This window comes from Actinacidiphila bryophytorum (assembly GCF_016916835.1).
Taxonomy (GTDB): Bacteria; Actinomycetota; Actinomycetes; order Streptomycetales; family Streptomycetaceae; genus Actinacidiphila; species Actinacidiphila bryophytorum.
Window position 1 is genome coordinate 110,029 of the sequence record NZ_JAFFIX010000005.1, and the last position, 23,425, is coordinate 133,453.

The 23,425-nt window shown below is 73.2% G+C and carries 21 protein-coding genes and 1 pseudogene; 10 read left to right on the forward strand and 12 right to left on the reverse strand.

The genetic code is table 11. The features are described from left to right. Window positions 1–8: 8 nt before the first annotated feature. The 4 genes and pseudogenes from JT723_RS09750 (at window position 9) to JT723_RS09765 (ending at window position 3,431) form a co-directional block, all read left to right on the forward strand. The gene (locus JT723_RS09750) at window positions 9–779 is read left to right on the forward strand and encodes an IclR family transcriptional regulator (protein WP_205044122.1); all 771 of its coding nucleotides are present in this window, start codon (window positions 9–11) and stop codon (window positions 777–779) included. A gap of 98 nt (window positions 780–877) precedes the next feature. Beyond that, window positions 878–1,669 carry a class I SAM-dependent methyltransferase gene (locus JT723_RS09755; RefSeq protein ID WP_205044123.1) on the forward strand — a complete coding sequence of 264 codons (792 nt, stop codon included), beginning with the start codon at window positions 878–880 and terminating at the stop codon, window positions 1,667–1,669. A gap of 170 nt (window positions 1,670–1,839) precedes the next feature. Further along, window positions 1,840–2,406 (forward strand): annotated as a pseudogene (locus JT723_RS09760) (SigE family RNA polymerase sigma factor); the annotation flags it as partial. A 140-nt stretch (window positions 2,407–2,546) separates the two neighbouring features. Then, window positions 2,547–3,431 (forward strand): hypothetical protein, encoded by an 885-nt coding sequence (locus tag JT723_RS09765; RefSeq protein WP_205044125.1) that lies wholly within the window; start codon window positions 2,547–2,549, stop codon window positions 3,429–3,431. A gap of 160 nt (window positions 3,432–3,591) precedes the next feature. Here JT723_RS09765 and JT723_RS09770 read toward each other — a convergent pair whose 3' ends face one another. Both JT723_RS09770 and JT723_RS09775 read right to left on the reverse strand, forming a co-directional pair. After that, window positions 3,592–4,785 (reverse strand): hypothetical protein, encoded by a 1,194-nt coding sequence (locus JT723_RS09770; protein WP_205044126.1) that lies wholly within the window; start codon window positions 4,783–4,785, stop codon window positions 3,592–3,594. A gap of 1 nt (window position 4,786) precedes the next feature. After that, window positions 4,787–5,719, reverse strand: coding sequence for a 5-dehydro-4-deoxyglucarate dehydratase (locus JT723_RS09775; protein ID WP_205044127.1), 933 nt, complete (start codon window positions 5,717–5,719; stop codon window positions 4,787–4,789). Window positions 5,720–5,989: 270 nt separating this feature from the next. Here JT723_RS09775 and JT723_RS09780 point away from each other — a divergent pair, with 270 nt between their 5' ends. From JT723_RS09780 to JT723_RS09795, 4 genes are all read left to right on the forward strand, one after another. Next, on the forward strand, window positions 5,990–6,799 hold the full coding sequence (locus JT723_RS09780; RefSeq protein WP_205044128.1) for an NAD-dependent epimerase/dehydratase family protein: 810 nt from the start codon (window positions 5,990–5,992) through the stop codon (window positions 6,797–6,799). Between the two features lie 83 nt (window positions 6,800–6,882). Further along, window positions 6,883–7,581: an alpha/beta hydrolase gene (locus JT723_RS09785; RefSeq protein WP_251512856.1), complete on the forward strand. Its 699-nt coding sequence runs from the start codon at window positions 6,883–6,885 to the stop codon at window positions 7,579–7,581. A gap of 80 nt (window positions 7,582–7,661) precedes the next feature. Then, complete coding sequence (locus JT723_RS09790) at window positions 7,662–8,891, forward strand: TerD family protein (protein ID WP_205044129.1); 1,230 nt, start codon at window positions 7,662–7,664, stop codon at window positions 8,889–8,891. 197 nt (window positions 8,892–9,088) lie between these two features. After that, window positions 9,089–9,733, forward strand: a complete 645-nt coding sequence (locus tag JT723_RS09795) for an HNH endonuclease family protein (RefSeq protein ID WP_205044130.1) — start codon at window positions 9,089–9,091, stop codon at window positions 9,731–9,733. A 53-nt stretch (window positions 9,734–9,786) separates the two neighbouring features. Here the strand turns inward: JT723_RS09795 and JT723_RS09800 are convergent, their stop codons facing one another. Together JT723_RS09800 and JT723_RS09805 are read right to left on the reverse strand one after the other, a co-directional pair. Further along, window positions 9,787–11,286: an alkaline phosphatase PhoX gene (locus JT723_RS09800; RefSeq protein ID WP_205044131.1), complete on the reverse strand. Its 1,500-nt coding sequence runs from the start codon at window positions 11,284–11,286 to the stop codon at window positions 9,787–9,789. A gap of 204 nt (window positions 11,287–11,490) precedes the next feature. Further along, window positions 11,491–12,957: a hypothetical protein gene (locus tag JT723_RS09805; protein WP_205044132.1), complete on the reverse strand. Its 1,467-nt coding sequence runs from the start codon at window positions 12,955–12,957 to the stop codon at window positions 11,491–11,493. Between the two features lie 693 nt (window positions 12,958–13,650). On the opposite strand from JT723_RS09805, the gene JT723_RS09810 reads away from it, so the two are divergent. Further along, a complete protein-coding gene (locus tag JT723_RS09810) occupies window positions 13,651–14,940 on the forward strand; it encodes a hypothetical protein (RefSeq protein WP_251512854.1) in 1,290 nt (429 codons plus the stop codon). A 462-nt stretch (window positions 14,941–15,402) separates the two neighbouring features. Next, window positions 15,403–16,020, forward strand: coding sequence for a pyridoxamine 5'-phosphate oxidase family protein (locus JT723_RS09815; RefSeq protein ID WP_251512852.1), 618 nt, complete (start codon window positions 15,403–15,405; stop codon window positions 16,018–16,020). 23 nt (window positions 16,021–16,043) lie between these two features. Here the strand turns inward: JT723_RS09815 and dapD are convergent, their stop codons facing one another. The 8 genes from dapD to sufD all read right to left on the reverse strand — a co-directional run bounded on the left by dapD (window position 16,044) and on the right by sufD (window position 23,330). Then, window positions 16,044–17,024, reverse strand: a complete 981-nt coding sequence (dapD, locus tag JT723_RS09820) for a 2,3,4,5-tetrahydropyridine-2,6-dicarboxylate N-succinyltransferase (protein WP_205044134.1) — start codon at window positions 17,022–17,024, stop codon at window positions 16,044–16,046. A 75-nt stretch (window positions 17,025–17,099) separates the two neighbouring features. Continuing rightward, window positions 17,100–18,881: a DUF2264 domain-containing protein gene (locus JT723_RS09825; RefSeq protein WP_205044135.1), complete on the reverse strand. Its 1,782-nt coding sequence runs from the start codon at window positions 18,879–18,881 to the stop codon at window positions 17,100–17,102. A 100-nt stretch (window positions 18,882–18,981) separates the two neighbouring features. After that, a complete protein-coding gene (locus tag JT723_RS09830; protein ID WP_205044136.1) occupies window positions 18,982–19,320 on the reverse strand; it encodes a metal-sulfur cluster assembly factor in 339 nt (112 codons plus the stop codon). Further along, on the reverse strand, window positions 19,317–19,781 hold the full coding sequence (gene sufU / locus JT723_RS09835) for a Fe-S cluster assembly sulfur transfer protein SufU (protein WP_033172304.1): 465 nt from the start codon (window positions 19,779–19,781) through the stop codon (window positions 19,317–19,319). Before sufU ends, JT723_RS09830 begins: the two co-directional genes overlap by 4 nt. Window positions 19,782–19,797: 16 nt before the next feature. Continuing rightward, on the reverse strand, window positions 19,798–21,066 hold the full coding sequence (locus JT723_RS09840; RefSeq protein WP_251512850.1) for a cysteine desulfurase: 1,269 nt from the start codon (window positions 21,064–21,066) through the stop codon (window positions 19,798–19,800). Further along, window positions 21,063–21,827 carry a Fe-S cluster assembly ATPase SufC gene (sufC, locus tag JT723_RS09845; RefSeq protein WP_205044137.1) on the reverse strand — a complete coding sequence of 255 codons (765 nt, stop codon included), beginning with the start codon at window positions 21,825–21,827 and terminating at the stop codon, window positions 21,063–21,065. The genes JT723_RS09840 and sufC overlap by 4 nt, the downstream gene beginning before the upstream one ends. A 7-nt stretch (window positions 21,828–21,834) precedes the next feature. Next, window positions 21,835–22,164: a non-heme iron oxygenase ferredoxin subunit gene (locus tag JT723_RS09850; protein ID WP_205044138.1), complete on the reverse strand. Its 330-nt coding sequence runs from the start codon at window positions 22,162–22,164 to the stop codon at window positions 21,835–21,837. Then, window positions 22,161–23,330: a Fe-S cluster assembly protein SufD gene (gene sufD / locus JT723_RS09855; protein WP_205044139.1), complete on the reverse strand. Its 1,170-nt coding sequence runs from the start codon at window positions 23,328–23,330 to the stop codon at window positions 22,161–22,163. Before sufD ends, JT723_RS09850 begins: the two co-directional genes overlap by 4 nt. Window positions 23,331–23,425 lie beyond the last annotated feature (95 nt).

Here is a 23,425-nt window from a genome sequence, read left to right on the forward strand (position 1 = left end):
CGAGCGCAATGGGTGCTGCCGAGGGAGCCGGTTCCCAGGTCAAGTCCGCGGTCCGCACGGTGGAGCTGCTGGAGTTCTTCGCGGGCCGCCCCGGCATGCACAGCCTGGCGTCGGTGCAGGAGTCGGTCGGCTACCCCAAGTCCAGCCTCTACATGCTGCTGCGCACCCTGGTCGACCTCGGCTGGATCGAGACGGACGCGACCGGTACGCGCTACGGCATCGGCGTGCGCGCACTGCTGGTCGGCACGTCCTACATCGACGGCGACGAGGTCGTGGCCGCGGCCCGCCCCACGCTGGACCGGATGTCGGACGACACCAGCGAGACCATCCACCTGGCCCGCCTCGACGGCACCAGCGTGGTCTACCTGGCGACCCGGCAGTCGCAGCACTACCTGCGGCCCTTCACCCGGGTCGGCCGCCGGCTGCCCGCGCACTCCACGTCGCTGGGCAAGGCGCTGCTCGCCACGTACACCGACGAGCAGGTGCGCAAGCTGCTGCCGGAGACGCTGGAGCCGCTGACCGAGCACACCCACACCGACCGGGAGAAGCTGATCGCCGAACTGGCGGTCATCCGGGAGCAGGGCTTCGCGGTGGACCGCGAGGAGAACACCCTGGGCCTGCGCTGCTTCGGCATCGCGGTGCCCTACCGCACGCCCGCGCGCGACGCGGTGAGCTGCTCGGTGCCGGTGGCGCGGCTGACGCCCGCGCACGAGCAGATGATCAAGGACGCGCTCTTCGACGCCCGCGACCGCCTGCTGCTCGCCACCCGCCGCCTCTGACCCGGTGGCCCGGCGCCCCCGTGCCCCAGAGACGTGCCCCAGGACCTGCCCCAGGGGTGCCCGACCGCCCGCGGAGGGACGACCGTAGGGTCGGGTGCATGGGCAACCAGGGGACCGGGTACGACCCGGAGCTGTACGCGAAACGAGCATCGTCCTTCGGCGCGGTGGCAGCCGAGTACGCCGCACACCGCCCGGACTATCCGGCCGCGGCCATCCAGTGGGCGCTCGCGCCCGCCGCAGCGCGGACCACGCAACTGCACGTCCTCGACCTCGCCGCCGGCACCGGCAAGCTCACCCGGGGCCTGCTTGCCCTCGGCCACCGTGTGACCGCGGTGGAGCCCGACCCGGCGATGCTCGACGAGCTGCGCCGCCAGGCCCCGCAGGCCGCCGCGCTCAACGGCAGCGCGGAGGACATCCCGCTGCCCGACGCCTCGGTGGACGCGGTCGTCGTGGGGCAGGCCATCCACTGGTTCGACCAGGACAAGGCGCTGCCGGAGATCGCCCGGGTGCTGCGTCCCGGCGGCGCGCTGGCCACGCTCTCCAACGCCGAGGACGACCGGGTCCCGTGGGTCGCCGGCGCCGGCGACGTCTCGCCGACCCAGGTGTCGTACCTGGGCTGGGCGACGAGCCCGGGCCGCAGGATCGAGCCGCACCCGGACTTCTCGGTCGCGGTGGACGCGGACTTCCCGCACGCCATGCGGCGGACCGTCGAGTCGCTGGTGGCCACGGTGGCGACGCACTCGCACATCCTGGTGATGGAGGAGGCCGAGCGCGAGGCGGTCAAGGCGGGCCTGCGGGACTACCTGCGGGCGCAACCGGAGACGGCCGAGGGCGAGTTCGACCTGCCCATGGTGACCCGCGTCCAGCGGTGCGTGCGCTCCGGCGGCTGATGCCCGCCGCCCATGCCGGCGGCAATCACCCGGCCCCGCCGCGGTCACACCACGTGGACCAGCGGTTACCGCGGGAAAGAAGATGATTCCCGACCTCTGCCCAGAGCCTTTCCCCGCTGCTACGCTCTCGCCGCGCCGTGGCGGGGAGGTCCGGGCAGGAAGAGGTGACCGTGGGCACTGCCGTCGACGACGATGCCGTCGCGTTCCACGCGTTCTTCGAACGGCATTACGCCGAACTCGCCCGTCTGGCCCACCTGTTGACCGGCGAGGCGGATGCCGCTGACGACCTCGCGGCGGACGCCCTGGTGGCCCTGTGGCGGCGCTGGGACCGGGTGCGGGACGCGGACCACCCGGTGGCGTACGCGCGCGGCGTGGTGGCCAACCTGGCCCGTTCCCGGATACGCAGCGCGGTGCGCGAGCGGCGCCGGGTCGCCCTGTTCTGGTCGCAGCGCCCCGAGCGCACGGACGGACCCGACCTGCCGGCGGTGCTGGACCTGCGGGAGGCGCTGCAGCGGCTGCCCTTCCGCAAGCGCGCCTGCGTGGTCCTGCGGCACGCCTTCGACCTGTCGGAGCGTGACACGGCGGCCGCGCTGGGCATATCGGTCGGCACGGTGAAGAGCCAGACCTCCCGCGGCATCGCGGAGTTGGAAAGGCTGCTCGAACCCTGGACAGCAGAAGCCGGTACGGTGCAGGAGGCCGGTACGGCTGCCGTACGTGCTTCCGCCGGTCGTCAGCGCCTGCCGCTCGCCGGGCAACCGGACGGCACGGCCGGTGCGGCAGACGGCGCTGCGGGTGGAATCGGCCCGGGTGCACAGCGATTGCTGGGTGCGGCGGGTCCTGTGACTCGTGCTCGTACTCGTACGGGACGGGGAATGTGATGACCGATCTGCCGGAGCGGCTGCGGAACGCGGCCGGCGCCCACCGGCCCGACAGGGAACGCATGCTGGCCAGGGTCGAGCACGCCATGGCCGAGGACGGCGCGGACTCCGGCGCCAGGGGCCACGACCGGCCGCCCGCGGCGCCCTGGATGCGGGTGACGGCGGTGACCGCTGCGGTGGCCGGCGCGATCGGCATCGGCGGCCTCGCCGTGGGAGCGGTGACCGGCACGGGCCAGCAGTCCGGCACCGTGGTGACCTCGGGCGGCACGAGCAGCGCCGCCTCGCCGCCCGCCTCCGCCGGCACCTCGGGCAGCGCCGACGGCCGGGTTCCGGTGCCGCGGCACAGCTCGGCGGTGAGCGGGCACCACAAGACCAGCGCCCCGCCGCACGGCACACCGGGCCGCACCACCCCAGCGGTGCCGCCCACGCAGGTGCCGCCCCCGGCCGGGCAGGGCAGCTCGCCCGGGCCAACGGGCGGCACCCCCGGCGGGGCGCACCCGCAGGCCGACGGGCCGCTGTCGTCCAACGGCGCCATCGCGTCCGCCAGCAACGACTACTGGACGCAGAGCGACGTCCAGCTGACCACGAGTCAGACCCTGACGTCGCTGACCGTGGAGCTGCGGATCGCCGTGCACAACGGCGAGCAGAGCACGGGTTCGTGGTCGTCGGTCCCGGACAGGACCGCCGCCCAGGTGACCGTGGAAGGCCAGAACCTGGTCTACCGCTGGACGCTCAACGCCGGGCAGACCCTCGCGCCCGGCACGTACACCTTCTCGGGGCAGTTCAACCACGACCCGGGCCAGGGCGGCACCGACGGCGACTCCTACACGGTCTCCGCCGGGTACGGCTCCGGCGCCACCGCGGCGGTCGGCGGCGGTTTCTGAGCCGCAGGCCGGCGGGTCCGGGAAATATCCCGGAAATAAATCCGGGAAGCGCGGCAACCTCCCATGTCCCGGTGGCGACTTGGGTATGCACCACCCTCCTGCCTCACCTGCCGGTGACGCTCCGGGGCGCGGCGGTACCCCCATGATCGCCGCGCTCCGGTCATCCGGCGGGCAGCGCCGCGCGGACCGCCGCCAGATCGTCGTCTGCGGCAAGTCCCGCGTGGTAGAGCCGCAGTTGGGTGGCGCCCAACCCCACGGCGTGGGCGGCGTCCTCGGCGAGTGTGCCGGGACTGCCGCCCATACCGGAGACGACGGTGAAGTTGGCGGCCACCACGGTGTGGGCCGCCGCGTGCGCGGCGACGGGTGCGATGACCGCCTCGCGGCCCGCGGCGCCGCCCGGACCACCGGGGCAGGGCAGCACCAGGCCGTCGGCGTGGCCGAGGATACGGGCGGGCTGCACACCGGCGTTGGCGCCGCAGCGGTACGCCGCCGGGTCGGCGTGCATCAGCACCTGGAAGCCGGGGGCCGCGGCGGAACGGACCGCGGCGACGGCCTGCTCCTGGAGCGAACCGGCCGTCTGCGTACGCCACGTCAGGGTGAGGTCCGTCCACCGCTCGCCGAGCAGCTGCTCGATGCCGGCCGTGCCCGCCGCGTCGCTGCCGCCGGCCGCCCACACCGGTGCCATCGCGGTGCGCACCGCGGCGGCCAACTCCTCGGGGTCGGCGCCGAGTCCGGCGTAGCCGTCGCGGCAGTGCGGGCAGAAGCACAGGGACATCAGGTAGTGGGCGGCGTCGCCGAGCGGCACCCCGCCGATCTTGTCGTGCGCGTGCAGGTGCGCCAGCCCGTACCAGCCGAGCGACTCGAGTTCAGTACCGGCTGCGCCGGGGCGCACCGCGGCCTCGGCGGCGAGGTCGAGCAGGTAGCCGCGCACCGCGGGCCGGGCGATGCAGGGCGCCCACGGGTAGCGGTCGCCGTAGGCGTTGACGACGTTGGTGTCCGGGTGCTCCGCGCCGAGCCGGGAGTTGTGCGCGAGCACCACCCAGCTGTGCACGTCGAGGCCCGCGTCCCGCAGTTCGTCCGCGGCGGCCGCCCACGGGTCGTCGGCGGCGGCCCACGGCCCGGGCGCGTACGGCCGCAGCTCCCGTCCCTGCCAGCGCTTCTCGTCCGGCGGATAGAGCGCGGAGGCGTACGCGGCGGTGACCACCCGGTGCCGGGGGTGGCGCGGGGTGAGCGCCCGGGTGGAGTGGTAGGCGGCGGCAAGCGTGACCTGCTGCACGCCGAGCCCGGCGATGCGCCCGGCGGCGGCCGGGTCGCCGATCACGTCCCAGGGGTAGACGAAGGCGGACGTCCGCATGTCAGTGCTCTCCCACCAGTGCGAGGCCGTGCTCGATGAGTTCGGCGAGTTCCTTCACGTGCGCGGGCGACGGCTCCGACAGCGGCGGGCGGACCTCGCCGACGTCCGTCCCGCGCAACCGTACCGCCGCCTTGACCAGCGAGACGGCGTAGCCGCGGCCCTGGTTGCGGAGGTCGACCAGCGGCCGGTAGAACCCGTCAAGGAGCCGGTCGACCGTGGCGTCGTCGCCGGTGGTCAGCGCGCGGTGGAAGGCCAGGGCGATCTCCGGCGAGAAGGCGAAGACGGCCGAGGAGTAGAGGGTGACGCCCAGGCCCCGGTAGGCGAGCCCGGTCATCTCGGCGGTGGGCAGGCCGTTGAAGTACAGGAAGCCGTCGCCGGGCAGTTCGGTGCGGACCGCGCTGATGATGCGCTGCATCAGGTCGAGGTCGCCGTAGCCGTCCTTGAGGCCGATGATGTTGCCGACCTTGGCGAGTTCGACGACGGTGGCGGGGGTGAAGACGGCGTTGTCGCGCTGGTAGACGATGACGTCGAGCCCGGTGCCCGCCGCGAGCGCGGTGTAGTGCCGCAGCAGGCCCTCCTGGTCGGGGACGACCAGGTAGGGCGGCATCGCCAGCAGCCCGTCGGCGCCGGCCCGTTCGGCGATCCCGGCGTACTCCAGGGCGAGGGCCGTGCCGTACCCGGCGCCCGCGACGACCGGCACCCGCCCGGCACTCTCCTCGACCGCGGCGGCCACGCACGCACCGAACTCGGCGGGCGAGAGGGCGTGGAACTCGCCGGTGCCGCAGCACGCGAAGACGGCCGCCGCACCGGCCTCGACGCCCGCGCGCACATGGGCGCGGAAGGCGTCGAGGTCGAGAGCGCCGTCCGGGCCGAAGGCCGTCACGGGGAAGAACAGCAGGCCGTCGAGACGCTCGGCGAGTGAGGGTGAGGTCATCGGGTTCCCCCTGGAGGTCCGGTCTGTGCACTCATGTCTGGGCGCATGTTCGAGTGCCGTGCGCTCATATGATCCACGTCTATATTCATGAACGCTGCCACGCTAAGCGAGCACCCACATGCGGGTCAAGCCGACGAGCGCGGTGCGGATACCCTCACAAACGGCGCCTCTCGTCCATATACCTGAACCTCGGCCACGGATATACTCGCCGAGTGGCCGACACGCGGCCCGTGGCCCCCCGGGGGCCGGTGAGACCGAGGAGACCTCCCGATGTCCGCTCCCCGCACCATTCTGCTCACCGGCGCCGCCGGAGGTCTCGGCACCCTGATGCGCGGACTGCTGCCCGCCTACGGCTACGAACTGCGGCTGCTCGACATGCTGCCGATCGAGGGCGAGCCGGGCGCGATCACCGCGGACCTCGCCGACCGCGACGCGCTGCGCGAGGCCGTCCGCGGGGTCGACGCGATCGTCCACCTGGCCGGCATCTCCCTGGAGTCCACCTTCGACAAGATCCTGCAGGCCAACATCCAGGGCACCTACAACCTCTACGAGGCGGCCCGCGAGGAAGGCGTGCGGCGGATCGTCTTCGCCTCCAGCAACCACGCGGTCGGCTTCACCCCGCGCCCGCAGGACGGCGACCCGCTCATCCCGATCGACACCCCCCGGCGGCCCGACACCTTGTACGGGCTGTCCAAGTGCTTCGGCGAGGACCTGGCCCAGCTCTACGCCGACCGGCACGGCCTCGACACCGTCTCGATCCGCATCGGGTCCTGCTTCCCCGAACCCACCACGGTGCGGATGCTGTCGGTGTGGATGAGCCCCGCCGACGGCGCCCGGCTCTTCCACGCGGCACTCACCGCAGACGTCAGCGGCCACACGGTCGTCTACGGCAGCTCCGCCAACACCCGGCTGTGGTGGGACCTGGCCCCCGCCCGCGCCCTGGGCTACGAGCCGCAGGACGACTCGGAGCCTTTCGCCGCCGCGCTCCTGGCCGCCCAAGGCCCCCTCGACCCCGGCGAGCCCGCCCACGCCAACCTCGGCGGCGCGTTCTGCACGGCCCCGCCGCTCTGGCCGCACTGAGCCGGGGGAAAGGCGGGCGGGGCGCGCGCACCACGCGCCGCCGGCGGGCGGCGGACCGGGCGCAGGTGTGGCACCGTACGGGTGTGGAAGCCCGGATCGTGATGCGCGAGGCCGCGCCGGCCGCCGAGGGTGCCGTCCTGCTGCTGCACGGCGGCGCCGAGCACGGGCTGCGCCGGCCCTCCCGGCTGAACCCGCCGGCCCGGCGCATGCGCCCCTTCGCCCGGGCGCTGCGGCACCCGCGCCTGGTGGTCGCAGAGGCCCGCTACCGGCACCGGGGGTGGAACGGAGAGCGCGCGGACCCGGCGCGGGACGCAGCGGCGGCGCTGTCCGCGCTGCGCAAGCGCGACGGGGGACTTCCCACCGTGCTGGTGGGGCACTCGATGGGTGCCCGGGCCGCGCTGCGGATCGCCGCGGAGCCGGGCGTCGCCGGGGTGGTGGCACTGGCCCCGTGGTGCCCGCCGGAGGACCCGGTCGAGCATCTGGCCGGCGGCCGGCTGGTCGTCGTGCACGCGACCGCCGACCGCATCACCTCCCCGCAGGAGTCACTGCTGACGGCGGTACGTGCGCGGGAGGCGGGCGCCCAGGTGTGCCGCTTCGTGGTGGCGGGCGGCGACCACGCCATGCTGCGGCACGCGGGGCTGTGGCACGGGCTGACGACCGCCGCGGTGCACGGGCTGCTGGGCCTGCGCCCGCTCCTGCCGGAGGCGGTCTCCGCCTTCGCGCTGCCGCCCGGCTCGACGGACGGGCTGGAAGTACGGGCGGTGGCGGGAGCCGGCGCGTGAACGCGGCACCTGCGCGGTTCGCCTCTGCGACCGGGCGGCGGGTAATGGAACCGCAAAGCGGAGTCGGTCGTTAGCCGGACATGACCGCAATGACGCCTGGCTCGAACGTGCCGCTGTCCGCTCCCCGTGTGGCCGTCGACGTGGCCGCACCGGTGCGGCTCGACGTCTCGGGCCTGCTCCTCACCGCTGACGGCAAGGTGCGCTCCGACGACGACTTCGTCTTCTACAACCAGCCGCAGGGCGGACCGGGGGTGACCTACCGCGCCGGTGGCGGCGCCGCCCCCGACGCCATCACGGTGGACACCGACGCGGTGCCCGCCGGCATCGAGAAGATCGTGGTGACCGCGAGCCTGGACGGCGGCGGCGCCTTCGCGGGGACGACGCCGACGGCCACCGTGCGCAATGCCGACGACGGTTCGGTGATCGCGACCTTCGCCCCAGCCGGACTCGGCCCGGAGACCGCCCTGGTGGTCGTCGAGGTCTACCGCAGGGGCGGCGCCTGGAAGGTCCGCGCGGTCGGGCAGGGATATGCGAACGGGCTCGCGGGCATCGCCACCGACTTCGGGGTGACGGTGGACGAGCCGGCCGCGCCCCAGGCGCAGGCCCCGGCCCCGCAGGCCCCTCCGGCCCCTCCGGCCCCTCCGGCCCCTCCGTCAGGGCCCGCCGCCACGCACCTGCCGCCCCCGCCGCCCGCCGCACCGCCGGCCCCTCCGGCACCGCCCGCCGCACCGGGCCGGATCAACCTGGACAAGGGCCGGGTCAGCCTGCGCAAGAACGAGACGGTGTCGCTGGTCAAGGGCGGCAAGCCGCTGCTGTCCTCGGTGCGGATGGGCCTGGGATGGGAGCCCGCCTTCGGCGGCCGGGACATCGACCTGGACGCGTCGGTCATCGTCTACGGCCCGCAGCGCAACCACATCGAGACCTGCTACTTCGGCCGGCTCACGATCCTCAACGGCGCCATCCAGCACTCCGGGGACAACCTCACCGGCGACGGCTCGGGCGACGACGAGTCGATCACCGTGCACCTGGGCGGGCTGCCGCCGGAGGCCACCGGGCTGCTCTTCACCGTCAACTCCTACTCGGGGCAGAAGTTCAACAAGGTGGCGAAGGCGTACTGCCGGCTGCTGGACGCCGCCTCCGGCGAGGAGCTGGTGCGGTTCGACCTCACCAGCGGCGAGGCGCGTACGGGAGTGCTGATGGCCAAGCTCATCCGGCAGTTCTCCGGTGAGTGGGAGATGACCGCACTGGGCACCTTCGTGGACGCGCGCACCGCGAAGTCCCTGGTCAAGCCGGGGGCTGCCGCGCTCTGACCGACTGCTGAAACGGCCCGGACTCCCTTGCGGAGCCGGGCCGTTCGCATGTCCGTGCGCTGCCCGACACCCGTCGGCATGTCATGGTCACCTAAATTTTACCGCTGACCGTCTACCCGCATAGACCCGCACCCGGGACCCTGGTCGAGCACGCCGTGCCACCCCACGCCCACCCCTAGCCACGGGAGCGCTCAGCCATGCCCGCAAACCGTCTCGCACTCCGAATAGGCTCGATCGCCGGCACCGCCGCGCTCGCCGCCACCGCGCTGCTCGCCGGCAGCGGCACCGCGCAGGCCGCGCTGCCCACCCCCATCGCCGCGTCCACCGCCCGCAGCTACCTGTCCGGGATGACCGCGACCGCCGAGACCCACGCCTCCACCTACGACCGCGACCTGTTCCCGACCTGGATCACCATCTCCGGGACGTGTAACACCCGCGAGTACATCCTCAAGCGCGACGGCAGCGGCGTGACGACCGACAGCTCCTGCAAGGCCACGTCGGGCAGTTGGACCAGCGCCTACGACGGGGTGACGACCACCGACCCGTCGACCTTCGACATCGACCACCTCGTGCCCCTGGCCGAGGCGTGGGCGTCGGGCGCCTGGTCGTGGACCACCGCCCAGCGGCAGGCCCTGGCCAACGACGTGACCCGCCCGCAGCTGATCGCGGTCTCGGCGTCGTCCAACCGCTCCAAGGGCGACGACGACCCGGCCGAGTGGCTGCCCCGCGCGTCGTACCAGTGCACCTACGCGCGCGCCTGGGTGCAGGTCAAGCACTACTACGGGCTCACCGTGGACAGCGCGGAGAAGTCGGCGCTCAGCTCGATCCTGAACGGCTGCTGAAACGTTACGGCCGCCCCCTGGGAGCCGGGCTCCCAGGGGGCGGCAACCGCGGCTCAGCGGTGGGCGGTCTGCCGGCGCCAGGGGCCGGTGATGGCCACCATGATGCCCGGCGTCTGGATGTTGGCGAACAGCGTGTCGCCGTCGGGCGAGAAGGTCACACCGGTGAACTCGCTGTACTCCGGCTCCTCCGCGCTGCCGATGTTCAGCTCGTTGCGGGCCAGCGGGTAGGTGCGGCCGTCCTCCAGCGCGCCGAACAGGTGCTGCACGCCGACGCCGTCCTCGGCGATGATCAGGCCGCCGTACGGGGAGACCGTGATGTTGTCCGGGCCGTCGAACGGGCCGTCCTGGTCCGGGATGGTGTTGACGCCGAGCAGCACCTTGAGGGTCAGGGTGCGCCGGGTCGGGTCGTAGAACCACACGGCGCCGTCGTGCTGGACCGGGCTCTCCTCACGGGCGAAGGACGACACGACGTACGCGCCGCCGTCCGCCCACCACATGCCCTCCAGCTTGCGCGCCCTGGTGACCTCGCCGTCCTTGAACTGCTTGCGCACCGACGTGGTCTTGGCGTCGCGGTCCGGGACGTCGACCCAGTCGACGCCGTAGCGGGTGCCGATCCTCGTCGCGCGCGACAGGTCGTCCACGAAACGGCCGCCGGAGTCGAAGCAGCGGAAGGCCTGCAGCACACCGTCGGTGTCGCCGAGGGTCGCCAGCCGGCCGCGGCCGTGGTGGAAGCCGTGCGGCGGGGTCCAGCGGTAGAGCAGGCCGTTGGGGCCTGCCGCGTCCTCGGTGAGGTAGAGGTGGCCGCGCTTGGGGTCGACGACGACGGCCTCGTGCGCGTAACGGCCCAGCGCCTTGACGGGCTTGGGGTTGCGGTTGGCGTGCCCGTCGTGCGGGTCGACCTCGAAGACGTAGCCGTGGTCCTTCGTCATGCCGCCGGAGCCGGCCTTGACCTCGGTCTCCTCGCAGGTCAGCCAGGTACCCCACGGGGTCGCGCCACCGGCGCAGTTGGTGGCGGTGCCGGCGATGCCGACCCACTCGGTGACCGCGTCCGCGTGGCCCTTGCCGCGCGCGCCCTCGTCGCCGCGCCAGTGCTTGGGCACCTCGACGACGGTGCAGCCGCCGGCCGCGGCCGGGTCGTACACCAGGCCCTCGACGTGCGGCACGGGGTAGGCGGCAGCCGCCAGCGTGCCGCCGATCTCGTGGTTGTTGACCAGCAGCGTGGCGCCGCGCTCGCCCGCGAAGGCGGCGGTGCCGTCGTGGTTGGACGGGGTGGTCTCCCCGGAGTCCAGGGTGGTCGTGCCGGTCCGCGTCACGATCCGGTACGCGAAGCCGGCCGGCAGCGCGAGCAGGCCCGCCGGGTCGGCGACCAGCGGGCCGTAGCCCAGCTCGGGGTGGTGGCCGTGGCCATGGTCGTGGTCGTCGCCGTGGTGGGCGGGGCCGCCCGCGGCGAGCGCGCCGGGTGCGGTGGCCAGGACGTCGACGGCTCCGGCAAGGGCGATACCCGCGCCGGTGGCGGCGGAACGGTGGACGAAGTCTCTGCGGCTGAGCGGCACGGTGGCTCCCTTATGTCGCGATGGCGCGTGCATGCGGCGGCCACGCTCCCGGCCGACAGCCAACTCCCGGTGAACGGCACGGGTACGGCAAGGGGCAGATCCATAGTCGGCCCAAGAATTTGCAAAGGGCGCTTCAAGTCCCGTGCCTGGTGGGACGGCAGAGGCGGTACGCCCCTGCCGCGCCCCCGGCCCGCGCGTGCTGTCTCAGGAGCCGTCCCGGGAACGCGCCTTGAACGCGGCCTTGCGGGCGTCCTTGGCCGCCTTGCGGTCCGGGTGCAGCCGGCCCATCGCCTCCAGGACGTCCGCGGTCGCCGGGTGCTCCACCCGCCAGGCCGCGTCGAAGAAGCCGTCGTGCCGCGCGACCAGGTCGCGCACCAGGTCCGAGAGCAGCTCCGGGTCGTCGTCCGCGGCCAGTTGGGCGGCCAGCGTGTCGATCGTCAGCCAGAAGATCATGTCGGCGTCCGGCGTCGGCACGTCCGGCGCGCCGCTCTCGGTCAGCCACACCCGGGCCATGCCGCCCAGCTGCCGGTCGTCCAGCACCTCGCGCAGCGCCGGCTCGGCCTCCGCGCCCACCAGCGTCAGGGTCTGCTGGCACATCAGCCGCCGGGACGGTGCCCCCGCGTCGTCCCCGCGCGCCGCCGCCAGCAACTCCCGTGCCGCGTCGGCCGGTTTGCGGTCGGCCAGCCACAACTCGGCCTCCGTGCGGGCCGCGTGGTCCGGGTAGCCGGCCAGCGCGTCCAGCAGCTCGGTGCCGGTCGCCTCCGCGAGGTCGCCCACCAGCGGGGCCGACGCGCCCGCGTCCATGAGCAGTTCACGCAGCCCGTGCACGCCCAGCGGAGTGAGCCGCACCATCCCGTAGCGGGAGATCTCCTCCGGGTCCAGCTCGCCGCCGGGCACCGCCTGCCCCGGCTCCTCGTCCTCCTCGATCAGCGCCTCGTCCACCGGCTGGTAGTCCAGCAGCCCGGCGGGCGCCAGCAGCCGGAAGTGGTCGTCCAGCCGCATCATGACCTCGGTGACCTCTTCGAGCACCTCGTCGCTGGGCTGCTCCATGTCCTCCGGCACCACCAGCGAGGCCGCCAGCACCGGCAGCGGCACCGCGCCCTGTGCGGTCTCCGTGCCGTCGTCCAGGGCCATCAGGGTGTACAGGTTCGCCAGCGCGGTGTCGAGGAACTCGGCCTCCTCCTCCGGGTCCCACTCCGGCTCCTCCCCCATGGCCTCCTGCAACTGCTCCAGGTCGGGGGACGCCGCCTCGGCCAGGGCGGCCTCCGCCGCGGCCAGCCACACGTCCAGCACGTCCTGCGGGTCACCCGCGGTCACCCGCTCGTACGCCCCGCCCGGCACCGCACGGCCCGCCGCCTCACCCGGAGGAGTGGACTCCTCGGCCTCCTCCTCGATCTCCAGCTCGACCAGCCCGGTGTCCACGGCCACGGCCCACGCCTGCGCGGTGTCGCCCAGCCCGTCCTCGTCGTCCCCGGCCAGCCCCAACTCCCCCGCCGCCGCGACCAGGTCGGCGTCCAGCAGCTCCCCCATCGCATCCACATCACGCTCCGGCGCCGCCCACCGGGCCAGCCGCACCGCCCGGTCGAGCAGCGGCACGGCCAGGGCCAGCCGGGCCAGTTCGTCCGGGCTGAGCAGCCGTACGGGCGGCAGGACGAGAGGACTTGCGGACATCGGGACGGCTCCCCTTCGGCGTACGAACCAGACGGCCTCCTCAGCGTAGGCCCTCCGGGCCGCGGTCCCTGTCCACCGCCCCCGACTCCCCACCGCGTCGGCCGCCACATCCCCGGCTCCCGGGGCCGAGGTCGCCCTTGCGCAGGGCGGCGAGCGTTTTCAGGGACCCCCGGCGAGGCGGTGCCGCTGCGGTCGGCGGTGCTCTTCAGGGGCGCGGGGAACTGCGGGACGAGCCCCCCACCGGGGCGCGGGTCGTCACCGACGCAAAGGGGCTGTTCGGTCCGCGCCGGACCACCGGCCGGCGAGCGAAGCGAGTGGGGGCACCCCCAGGCGAAGCGCTGGGGGAGGCTGAGCGCGCCGTTCCCCGCGCCCCTAAGTGGGCGCCCTCACGACGCAGGGTGAGCGTTTTTCAGGGGCGCGGGGAACTGCGCGACCAGCCCCCACCCGGGCGCGGGACGTCACCGACGCAAAGGGGCTGTTCGGTCCGCGCCGGACCACCGGCCGGCGAGCGAAGCGAGTGGGGGCACCCCCAGGCGAAGCGCTGGGGGAGGCTGAGCGCGCCGTTCCCCGCGCCCCTATGTGCTCGGCCCCGCCGCAAAAGCGCGCGCTCACACAGCGGCAGCCGCAGGGTGGGGGCAAGGAGCCCTGGGGAAGGGGATTGCAGGGGGGCGGGCGGCGCGAGAGGGTGGCGCGGTGGGTGAGGGAGTGCGGAGGCGGGAGGCCTCGGCGGCGCAGGCCGCGGTGGTGGGGACGCGGCAGCACTTCGCCGTACTGCTGCCGGTGGCGCTGGCACAGGACCCGCCCTGGGCAGCGGGCCCGCTGCCCTTCACCGTGGCCGCGCAGACCGCCGACGCCGCCGGCAGGCGGGGCCTCTTCACACCCTCGGCGGCTCGTGCCCTGTACGAGCGCCGCTGGCACCGCAGGACCGCCCTCGCGGAGGGTCCGCTGCGCCTGGACGGGATGGAGCTGCTGCGTACGCCCACCGCACGGGCCGCCCTGCAGGCCCTTGCGGTCCTGCACTTCACCGTCGCCGACGGCACCCCGATGCTGCCGCTGCTGCGGGCGATCAGCCACCGGCGGCTGGCCGGGCTGCCCGACCCGCTCTCGGGGGCGATGGCGCCGGCCGCGCTGCTCGACGGGGTGGCCGACACCAGCGCACCGGCCGGCCCGTTCGCGCTGTCGCGGCCGTACACCGTGGTGTTCCTGACCCCGGACACCGGCGCGGGGCCGCTGGCGCTGCGGGACGCGGTCAGCGGTGAGGTCCCGGCGGAGGCGGACGCGTTCCTGCGGTCGCTGGCGTCGCGTTCGGTGCCGGACGACCTGCCGGCCGGGCCTGAGGTGGTGCCGGAGATGCGGGCGGAGGTGCGGCGGATCTCCGCGGACTGGAGCGCGCTGGTGCTGCGCCAGGGCGCGGCCTTCCTCGGCCACCGGGCCGACACCGGCGCCGGGGACTTCTACGACTGGGCCGAGTACAACGCGCGTTCTGTGTACCTCGACGCGCTGCTGCTCGGCACGATCCAGAGCAACCACATCGACGAGCTGACCGACGACCTGTCGGGCGTCTTCGACGGTCCCGGTCTCGCGCGCCGGGTGTCCGCGCTCGAACAGCGCATCGCGCTGTTCCGCAGTACGTACTGGCGCCAGCACCTCAGCGCCCACGGCCCGGCCAACGACCTGCTGCTGGCCTTCCAGTGCAAGGTGCGGCTGCCCGAGCGGTTCGAGCTGATCCTGGCGGAGGCCGCGGACTACGCCAGGCTCGTGCAGACGCAGGAGAGCCAGCAAATCGCCGGCGCGCTGGGCGTCCTCACGATTCTCGGGCTGCCGCTCGGGACGGCCTTGTCCATCCTCCAGGTCCTCGGCGACTCCCGGCCCCGCGACCTTCTCCTTGCCCTCGCGGGCTCCTTCGTCGCGACGGCCGCCGCCTTGACGACGCGCTACGGCCGCCTCGTCCTCTCCTCCCTCCGCGGCCGCCCGCGCCCTTGACGACCTTCCCCCTGCGGCGGGGCCGAGCCATCAGGGGCGCGGGGAACTGCGCGCTCAGCCTCCCCCAGCGCTTCGCCTGGGGGTGCCCCCACTCGCTTCGCTCGCCGGCCGGTGGTCCGGCACGAACCGAACAGCCCCTTTCGGCCGGTGACGACCCGCACGCCCGGTGGGGGCCGGTCGCTCCGTTCTCCCCCAGAGGGGGTACCCCCACGCGCCCCTATGTGCTCGGCCCTGCCGAAGAGGCACCCTGCGGGCAGTGTGACCGGGGGAAGGCAGCGCGGCCATGCGGCGCCAGCCGCACATCAGGCGCAGCCTCGCGCCCCTGAAAACGCCCACCCGCCGCGGAAGGGGAACCGCCCGAGCCACCGCGGCCGGCGGAAGGGCGCCCCCCTGCGTGAGGGGCTCGGCCCCGCCGAAGGGGAGGGATACCCTGGGCGTACCGTAGGGCCAGGGGGTTGCGCTGTGGAGGAGATCCGCACCGAGGACGAGCTGAGGGACGTGCTGGGGGTGCCCACCCCCCGCGATGCCGGGAAGGTCCGCAAGGCGCTGGACGAACTGGACCGGGCGTGGCTGGCAGCCGCACCGTTCCTGCTCGTGGCGACCTCGGGCAGGGACGGTTCGTGCGACGTCTCGCCGAAGGGCGACCCGGCCGGGTTCACGCTGGTGCTGGACGAGCGGACGATCGCGGTGCCGGAGCGCCCGGGGAACCGCAGGGCGGACGGCTTCCGCAACATCCTGGCGAACCCGCACGTCGGCCTGATCTTCCTGGTCCCGGGCCGCGGCGACACGCTGCGGATCAACGGCCGGGCCAGGCTGGTCAAGGACGCGGACTTCTTCGACCGGATGACGGTGAAGGGCCACCGCCCGCCGCTGGCGCTGCTGGTGGACATCGACGAGGTCTTCTACCACTGCCCGAAGGCGCTGATGCGCAGCGCGCTGTGGAAGCCGGAGGGCTGGGCGCCGGACGCGGCCCCTTCGCAGGCGCGGATCGCGAAGGCGGGGCACCGCAAGGACCAGGACCTGGCGGAGCTGGAGGCGTACTACGGCCCCGGTTACGGTCTGGACTCGCTGTACGGCTGACCGCGACCGGGGCGCGCGGCCGGTCAGTTGTGGCTGTGCAGCACGGCGTTGAGGCCGCCCCACGAGCCGGTGCGCTGCAGGACCTCGACCTTGCCGGTGGTGGAGTTGCGGCGGAAGAGCAGGTTGTCGGCGCCGGACAGTTCGACGGCCTTGACGATCTTGCCGTCGGGCAGTGTCACGCGGGTGCCCGCGGTGATGTAGAGGCCGGCCTCGACGACGCAGTCGTCGCCGAGCGCGATGCCCAGGCCCGACTCGGCGCCGAGCAGGCAGCGTTCGCCGACCGAGACGATCTGCGTGCCGCCGCCGGACAGGGTGCCCATGATGGAGGCGCCGCCGCCGACGTCGGAGCCGTCGCCGATGACGACGCCCTGCGAGATGCGGCCCTCGACCATGGAGGTGCCGAGTGTGCCGGCGTTGAAGTTGCAGAAGCCCTCGTGCATGACGGTGGTGCCCTCGGCGAGGTGCGCGCCGAGCCGGACGCGGCCGGCGTCGGCGATCCGCACGCCTGCCGGTGCGACGTAGTCCGTCATCCGGGGGAACTTGTCGACGCCGTAGACGGCCAGGTGCAGGCCTTCGGCGCGGGCGGCGAGCCGGGCGGCGTCGAGGCGGGGCACGGGGACGGGGCCGATCGAGGTCCAGGCGACATTGGCCAGCACGCCGAACAGCCCTTCGAGGTTCTGCTCGTTGGGGCGGACCAGGCGGTGGCTGAGCAGGTGCAGCCGCAGGTACGCGTCGTGCGCGTCGAGCGGCTTGTCGTCCAGGGAGGCGACGGTGGTCCTGACGGCGACCACCTCGACGCCGCGCCGCGGGTCGGGGCCGAGCGCGGCCGGGGCGGCGCCGCCCAGGGCCTGCGCGGCCTCCTCCGCGGTCAGCCGCGCGGTGCCCGCAGGCCCGGGCTCCGCGGCGAGCTGCGGGGCGGGGTACCAGGTGTCGAGCACGGTGCCGTCGTCGGCGACGGTGGCAAGTCCGACGCCGGTGGCGCCGGAGGCACGGGAGTCATTCATACGGATGACGCTAACCCGTCCCCCGGCGATCCGTGCACCCGGCCCGCCGCGAGCGGCACCGGCCGCCCGGCGCGCTCAGTGGCGCGGCTCGGGCGGCGCGGTTTTCCAGGCGGCGGCCTGCTCGGGGCCTGCGCCCAGGACGGCGCAGCGCAGCCAGTGTTCGCCCGGGGGGAGCCGGGTGAGCAGGGTGGGCAGGGCGGTGCGCGGGGTCAGCACGTTGGTGCCGGGGAGGAGTTCGAGGACCTGGCCCTCGCGGGCGGGGCCTGCACCGAGGTCGGCGAGGCCGCTGAGGTCGCCTGCGGCGCCGGTGGCCATCGCGCGGCCCGCGCCCTCCTCCCGGGCTGCGGTGCCGGGTTCGCGGCTGACGGCGAAGCCGCCCTCCGCGGTGTGCAGGGCGCGGGCGGTGCGGATGCGGTGGGTGCGCAGGTGCCAGGGGGCGGCGGGGGTCAGCCAGGTGGTGATCTCGACGTCGGCCCAGGGGTGCCAGGTGCTGCGCAGGGTGCCGTCCTCCTCGACGGCCGGGTCGTGGCAGGTCTCGCGCACCCGGAAGTGCACGGGCTCGTCGCCCGCGTCGTCGCTGAGGGCGAGCACCGAGTCGTACGCCCCGTGGAGCAGGCCGAGTTCGCCGGCCGGGAGGCTGAAGCCGAAGCGGGTGGAGTAGGCGAACTTCGCGTACTTGGCGGAGCCGCCGCGCGCCCAGGTGTTGTGCTGGCGGCTGCTGAGCAGGGTGACGTCGCCGCCCGAGCGCATCAGGGCGGCGCCCGCGGGCGGCTGGACGAGGGTGCCGGGCAGGTCGGCGGGCTGCGGCCGCTCCTGCGCGGCCCACAGGGGGTGGCTCGCGGGGAGGGCGAGCGGCAGGAAGGCCTTCATGGCCCAGTACGGGGACGCGGGTCCGTTGTACTGCTCGGCGACGGCGGGCTGCGGGTAGCCGTAGCCGATGCTCAGCAGCCCGCCGGGCGAGGTGGCCGCCGACCGGTCCCGCCACCAGCGCAGGTGCCGCATCAGCAGCCCCTTGACCTCGCCCGCGGGCAGCGCGTCGACGTCGGCGTAGGCCAGTGCGCCCCAGAAGGAGCCCTGGGCGAAGCGGTAGGTGAGGCTGCGCCCGTAGGGCACCGCGGAGCCGTCGGCGGCGAACCAGTGCCGGAAGCCGAGCGCGAAGTCGCCGGCCCGCTGCCGGAAGCGGGCGCTGCGGGCCGGGTCGTCGTCGCCTGCGAGGGCCGCGTAGATCAGGCCGTAGAAGTGCATGGCCCACGGGATGTAGTAGTCGCGCTGCTCGGTGGGGCCGTCGCTGTACCAGCCGTCCTGCAGTGCGTAGGTCTCCAGCCGGTCCAGGCGGGCGTGCCGGGCGTCGCGGTCGTGGGCGTAGCCGACCCGGTCCAGGCCCAGGGAGACCATGACGGGGAAGAAGTTCCAGTTGTTGTCCGGGGTCAGGGCGTCGAGGAAGCGGGCGAGCCACGCACCCGCGCGGTCCTTCTCGGCGCCGCTGAGCGGGTCCCAGAGCCGCTCGGGTGCCAGGGCGAGGGCGAAGCCGAGGGCGGCGGACTCGACGGTGCGCTGGTCGATGCCCTCGGGGACGCCCCAGTACTCGGGGTGCGCGGGGTCGGTGCCGGCGGCCAGGCCGCGTGCCCACAGGTCCCAGTGGGCGAAGTCGCCGCCGCCGGCGGCGAGCGGGGCCAGGCCCCACAGGGGGCGGGCGTAGCCCTCCAGGTCGGCTGCGGTGTCGTCGTGGTGCGCGATGTTGACGCCGAGGCGTATCCGGGCGCCGCCCGGGCCTGCGTAGGGGGTCAGCGCGTCGGCCAGCTCCCTCGCGTACGCCAGCATCTCGTCCCGCGCGCCGGCGCCTGAATCCGCAGCCATACGGCCGCCCTCCCTCGGTAGTTGCGACAACCCTCGCAACTACCGAGTCCCACGTCAACGCGTTGCACCCGAAAATGTAAGGGCTTACTATCCGGCGGTCTCAGACGTTGAAACCGAGCGCCCGCAGCTGCTCGCGGCCGTCGTCGGTGATCTTCTCCGGGCCCCACGGCGGCATCCAGACCCAGTTGATCTTCAGCGCGCTGACGATGCCCTCGGTCGCGGTCTGCGCCTGCTCCTCGATCACGTCGGTGAGCGGGCACGCGGCCGAGGTGAGGGTCATGTCGAGGGTCGCGACGTTGCTGTCGTCGATGTGGATGCCGTAGATCAGGCCCAGGTTGACGACGTCGATGCCCAGTTCTGGGTCGACCACGTCGTAGAGGGCCTCGCGGATCTCCTCCTCGGAGGCCGGCTTCAGCGCGACCTCGGTGCCGTCAGTCATGCGGTCTCCTCGGGTGTGGTGCCGGACAGCGCCTTGGCGGTGGCGTCCTTCCAGGCCATCCAGCTCAGCAGCGCGCACTTGACCCGCGCCGGGTACTTCGAGACGCCGGCGAACGCGACCGCGTCCTCCAGCACCTCCTCCATGTCCTCGTCGGGCTCGATCCGCCCGCGGGACTGCATCAGCTCCAGGAAGGTCTCCTGGATCTGCTGCGCCTGCGCGACGTCCTTGCCGACCAGCAGGTCGTTGAGGACCGAGGCGCTGGCCTGGCTGATCGAACAGCCCTGGCCCTCGTACGACACATCGCCGATGACGGTGCCGTCAAGACGCACCCGCAGGGTGATCTCGTCACCGCAGGTGGGGTTGACGTGGTGCACCTCGGCCTGGCCGTCCCGCAGGCCGCGGCCGTGCGGGTGCTTGTAGTGGTCCAGGATCACGTCCTGGTACATCGAGTCGAGCTTCACAGCAGCACCGCCATCATCAGCCGAAGAAGTTCCTGACCTGCTCCAGGCCCTCGGCGAGTGCGTCGACCTCCGCCGGGGTGGAGTACAGATAGAACGACGCCCTGGTGGTCGCGGGAATTCCGTACCGCAGGCACACCGGCCTGGCGCAGTGGTGGCCGACCCGGACGGCGATGCCCTGCTCGTCCAGCACCTGGCCGACGTCGTGCGGGTGGATGTCGCCGAGCACGAAGGAGATCGCCGCCGCCCGGTCCTGGGCGGTCGTCGGGCCGATGATCCGCAGGTCGGGGACCTGCAGCAGCCGTTCGAGCGCGTACTCGGTGAGTGCGTGCTCGTGTGCGGCGATCTTGTCCATGCCGATCGCGGACAGGTAGTCCACGGCCGCGCCGAGACCGATGGCCTGGGCGATCGGCGGGGTGCCCGCCTCGAACTTGTGCGGGGCGGGGGCGTAGGTGGAGGAGTGCATCGAGACGGTCTCGATCATCTCGCCGCCGCCGAGGAAGGGCGGCAGGTCCTCCAGCAGCTCCTGGCGGCCCCACAGCACCCCGATACCGGTCGGGCCGACCATCTTGTGGCCGGTGAAGGCCACGAAGTCGGCACCGAGCGCCTGGACGTCCAGCACCATGTGCGGAGCGGCCTGGGAGGCGTCGATCAGCACCAGGGCGCCGACGTCCTGGGCGCGGCGCACGATCGCCTCGACCGGGTTGACGGTGCCCAGGATGTTGGAGACCAGCACGAAGGAGACGATCTTCGTCTTCTCGGTGATGACCTGCTCGATGTCGGACAGGTCGAGCCGGCCGTCGTCGGTGAGCCCGAACCACTTCAGCGTCGCACCGGTGCGCTGTGAGAGCAGCTGCCAGGGCACGATGTTGGAGTGGTGCTCCATCTCGGTGATGACGATCTCGGTGTCGCGGTCCACCCGGTAGGGCTCGTCGGCCCAGCCGAGCATGTTCGCCACCAGGTTCAGCGACTCCGACGCGTTCTTGGTGAAGATCACCTCGTCGCGGCTGGGTGCGTTGATGAAGGCGGCCACCTTGTCGCGGGCGCCTTCGTACAGCGCCGTGGCCTCCTCGGCGAGCACGTGCACACCGCGGTGCACGTTGGCGTTGGACCGCTCGTAGAAGGAGTTGAGCGTGTCGAGCACCTGGCGCGGCTTCTGCGAGGTCGCCGCGTTGTCCAGGTACACCAGCTTCCGGCCGTCGTGGACCAGCCGGTCCAGGGCGGGGAAGTCCTTGCGGATCGCCTCGGTGTCGAGGAGGCCGGGGAGCACCCGGCCGTCGGTGGTCACGCTGCAGCGCCGCCCTTCACGTAGGACTCGTAGCCCTCTTCCTCCAGCTTGTCGGCCAGTTCCGCACCGCCGGACTCGGCGATCCGGCCGGCCGCGAAGACGTGGACGAAGTCGGGCTTGATGTACCGCAGGATGCGCGTGTAGTGGGTGATCAGCAGGGTGCCGACCTCGCCGCCCTCGCGGACCCGGTTGACGCCCTCGGAGACCACGCGCAGCGCGTCGACGTCGAGGCCGGAGTCGGTCTCGTCGAGGATCGCGATGTGCGGCTTGAGCAGTTCGAGCTGCAGGATCTCGTGGCGCTTCTTCTCTCCGCCGGAGAAGCCCTCGTTGACGTTGCGCTCGGCGAAGGAGGGGTCCATGGACAGCCGCTCCATGGCCTCCTTGACCTCCTTGACCCAGGTGCGCAGCTTGGGGGCCTCGCCGCGGATGGCGGTGGCGGAGGTGCGCAGGAAGTTGGAGACGGAGACGCCGGGCACCTCGACCGGGTACTGCATGGCGAGGAAGAGGCCGGCCCTGGCGCGCTCGTCGACGGTCATCGCCAGCACGTCCTCCCCGTCGAGGGTGACGGTGCCGCCGGTGACGGTGTACTTGGGGTGACCGGCGAGCGAGTACGCGAGCGTGGACTTGCCGGAGCCGTTGGGCCCCATGATCGCGTGGGTCTCGCCCTGCTTCACGGTCAGGTCGACGCCGCGCAGGATCTCCTTGGTGGCGTTGTCGGCTTCGACGGTGACGTGCAGGTCGTTGATTTCAAGCGTGGCCATGGGTGACTCAGGACTCCTGGGTGACGGAGACGAGCACGTCGTCCCCAACGATCTTGACGGGGTATACGGGCACGGGCCGCGTGGCGGGCAGCCCGGACGGCTTGCCGGTGCGCAGGTCGAAACTCGACCCGTGCAGCCAGCACTCGATCTGGCAGTCCTCGACCTCGCCCTCGGAGAGCGAGACGTTGGCGTGCGAGCAGATGTCGTTGATCGCGAAGACGTCGCCCGCGGTGCGGACCACCGAGACGGGGACGCCGTCGACCTCGACGCGCTGCGGGGTGTCCTCGACGAGGTCGCCGAGGGCGCAGACGCGGACGTACGAATCGGTGGCGGTCATCCGACGGACGCCTCCAGTTCGGCGTCGATCTTCGCCATCAGCCGCTCCTCCAGGTCGGTCAGGCCGATCTGCTGGACCAGCTCGCCGAAGAAGCCGCGGACGACCAGCCGGCGGGCGTCGTCGCCGCGGATGCCGCGGGACTGCAGGTAGAACAGCTGCTCGTCGTCGAAGCGGCCGGTCGCCGAGGCGTGACCCGCGCCGACGATCTCGCCGGTCTCGATCTCCAGGTTCGGCACCGAGTCGACCCGCGCGCCGTCGGTGAGGACGAGGTTGCGGTTCAGCTCGTAGGTGTCGGTGCCCTCGGCCGCGGCCCTGATGAGCACGTCGCCGATCCACACGGCGTGGGCGTCCTGGCCCTGCAGCGCGCCCTTGTAGGCGACGTTGGAGCGGCAGTGCGGGGTGTCGTGGTCGATGAAGAGCCGGTGCTCCTGGTGCTGGCCCTCGTCGGTGAAGTACAGCCCGTACAGCTCGGCCTCGCCGCCGGGTGCGCCGTAGACGACCCGCGGGTGCAGCCGGACCAGGTCGCCGCCGAAGGTGACGACGACGGACTTGAAGGTCGCGTCCCGGCCGACCAGCGCGGTGTGCTGGGCGGCGTGCACGGCGGTGTCGTCCCAGTCCTGCACGGAGACCACGGTGAGCTTGGCGCCGTCGCCGATCAGGTACTCGACGTTGGCGGCCATGGTGGTGTCACCGGTGTGGTCGATGACCACGACGGCCTCGGCGAAGGCCCCGACCTCGACGACCTGGTGGCCGTAGACCGTGCCGCCCTCGCCGTGGACGGCGATCCTGACCGGCTCGGTCAGGATCGCGTCCTTGGGGATGCTGACGACCGAGGCCTTCTCGAAGGAGCTGTACGCCTGCGCCGCGACCCGGTCGACCGGCTTGCCCGCCCGGCCGACCCGGGGGTCGGTGCGGTCCACGGTCTGCACGGTCACGCCGTCGGGCGCGGTCACCTCGACCCGCAGGCCGCCGGTGGCCTCCGCGGTGCCGTCGTGCAGGCCGCGCAGCCGTTCCAGCGGAGTGAAGCGCCACTCCTCCTCGCGGCCGTGCGGCACCGGGAAGTCGGCCACGTCGTAGGACGGGGCGGCGCTGACCCGGGCGTCGGCGGGCTGCCCCACCGTGATGGCACCGTCCGTGGTGCTGCCCGCAGGAGTGTTGTCAGCCATGGCTAGTCGTACAGCTCGCTTTCTTATATGTTCGCTCGCCTCCGGCCGCTTTCCATCCGGTGTCGACAGTCGATCGTGCTCGGTCCCTCGTTCCT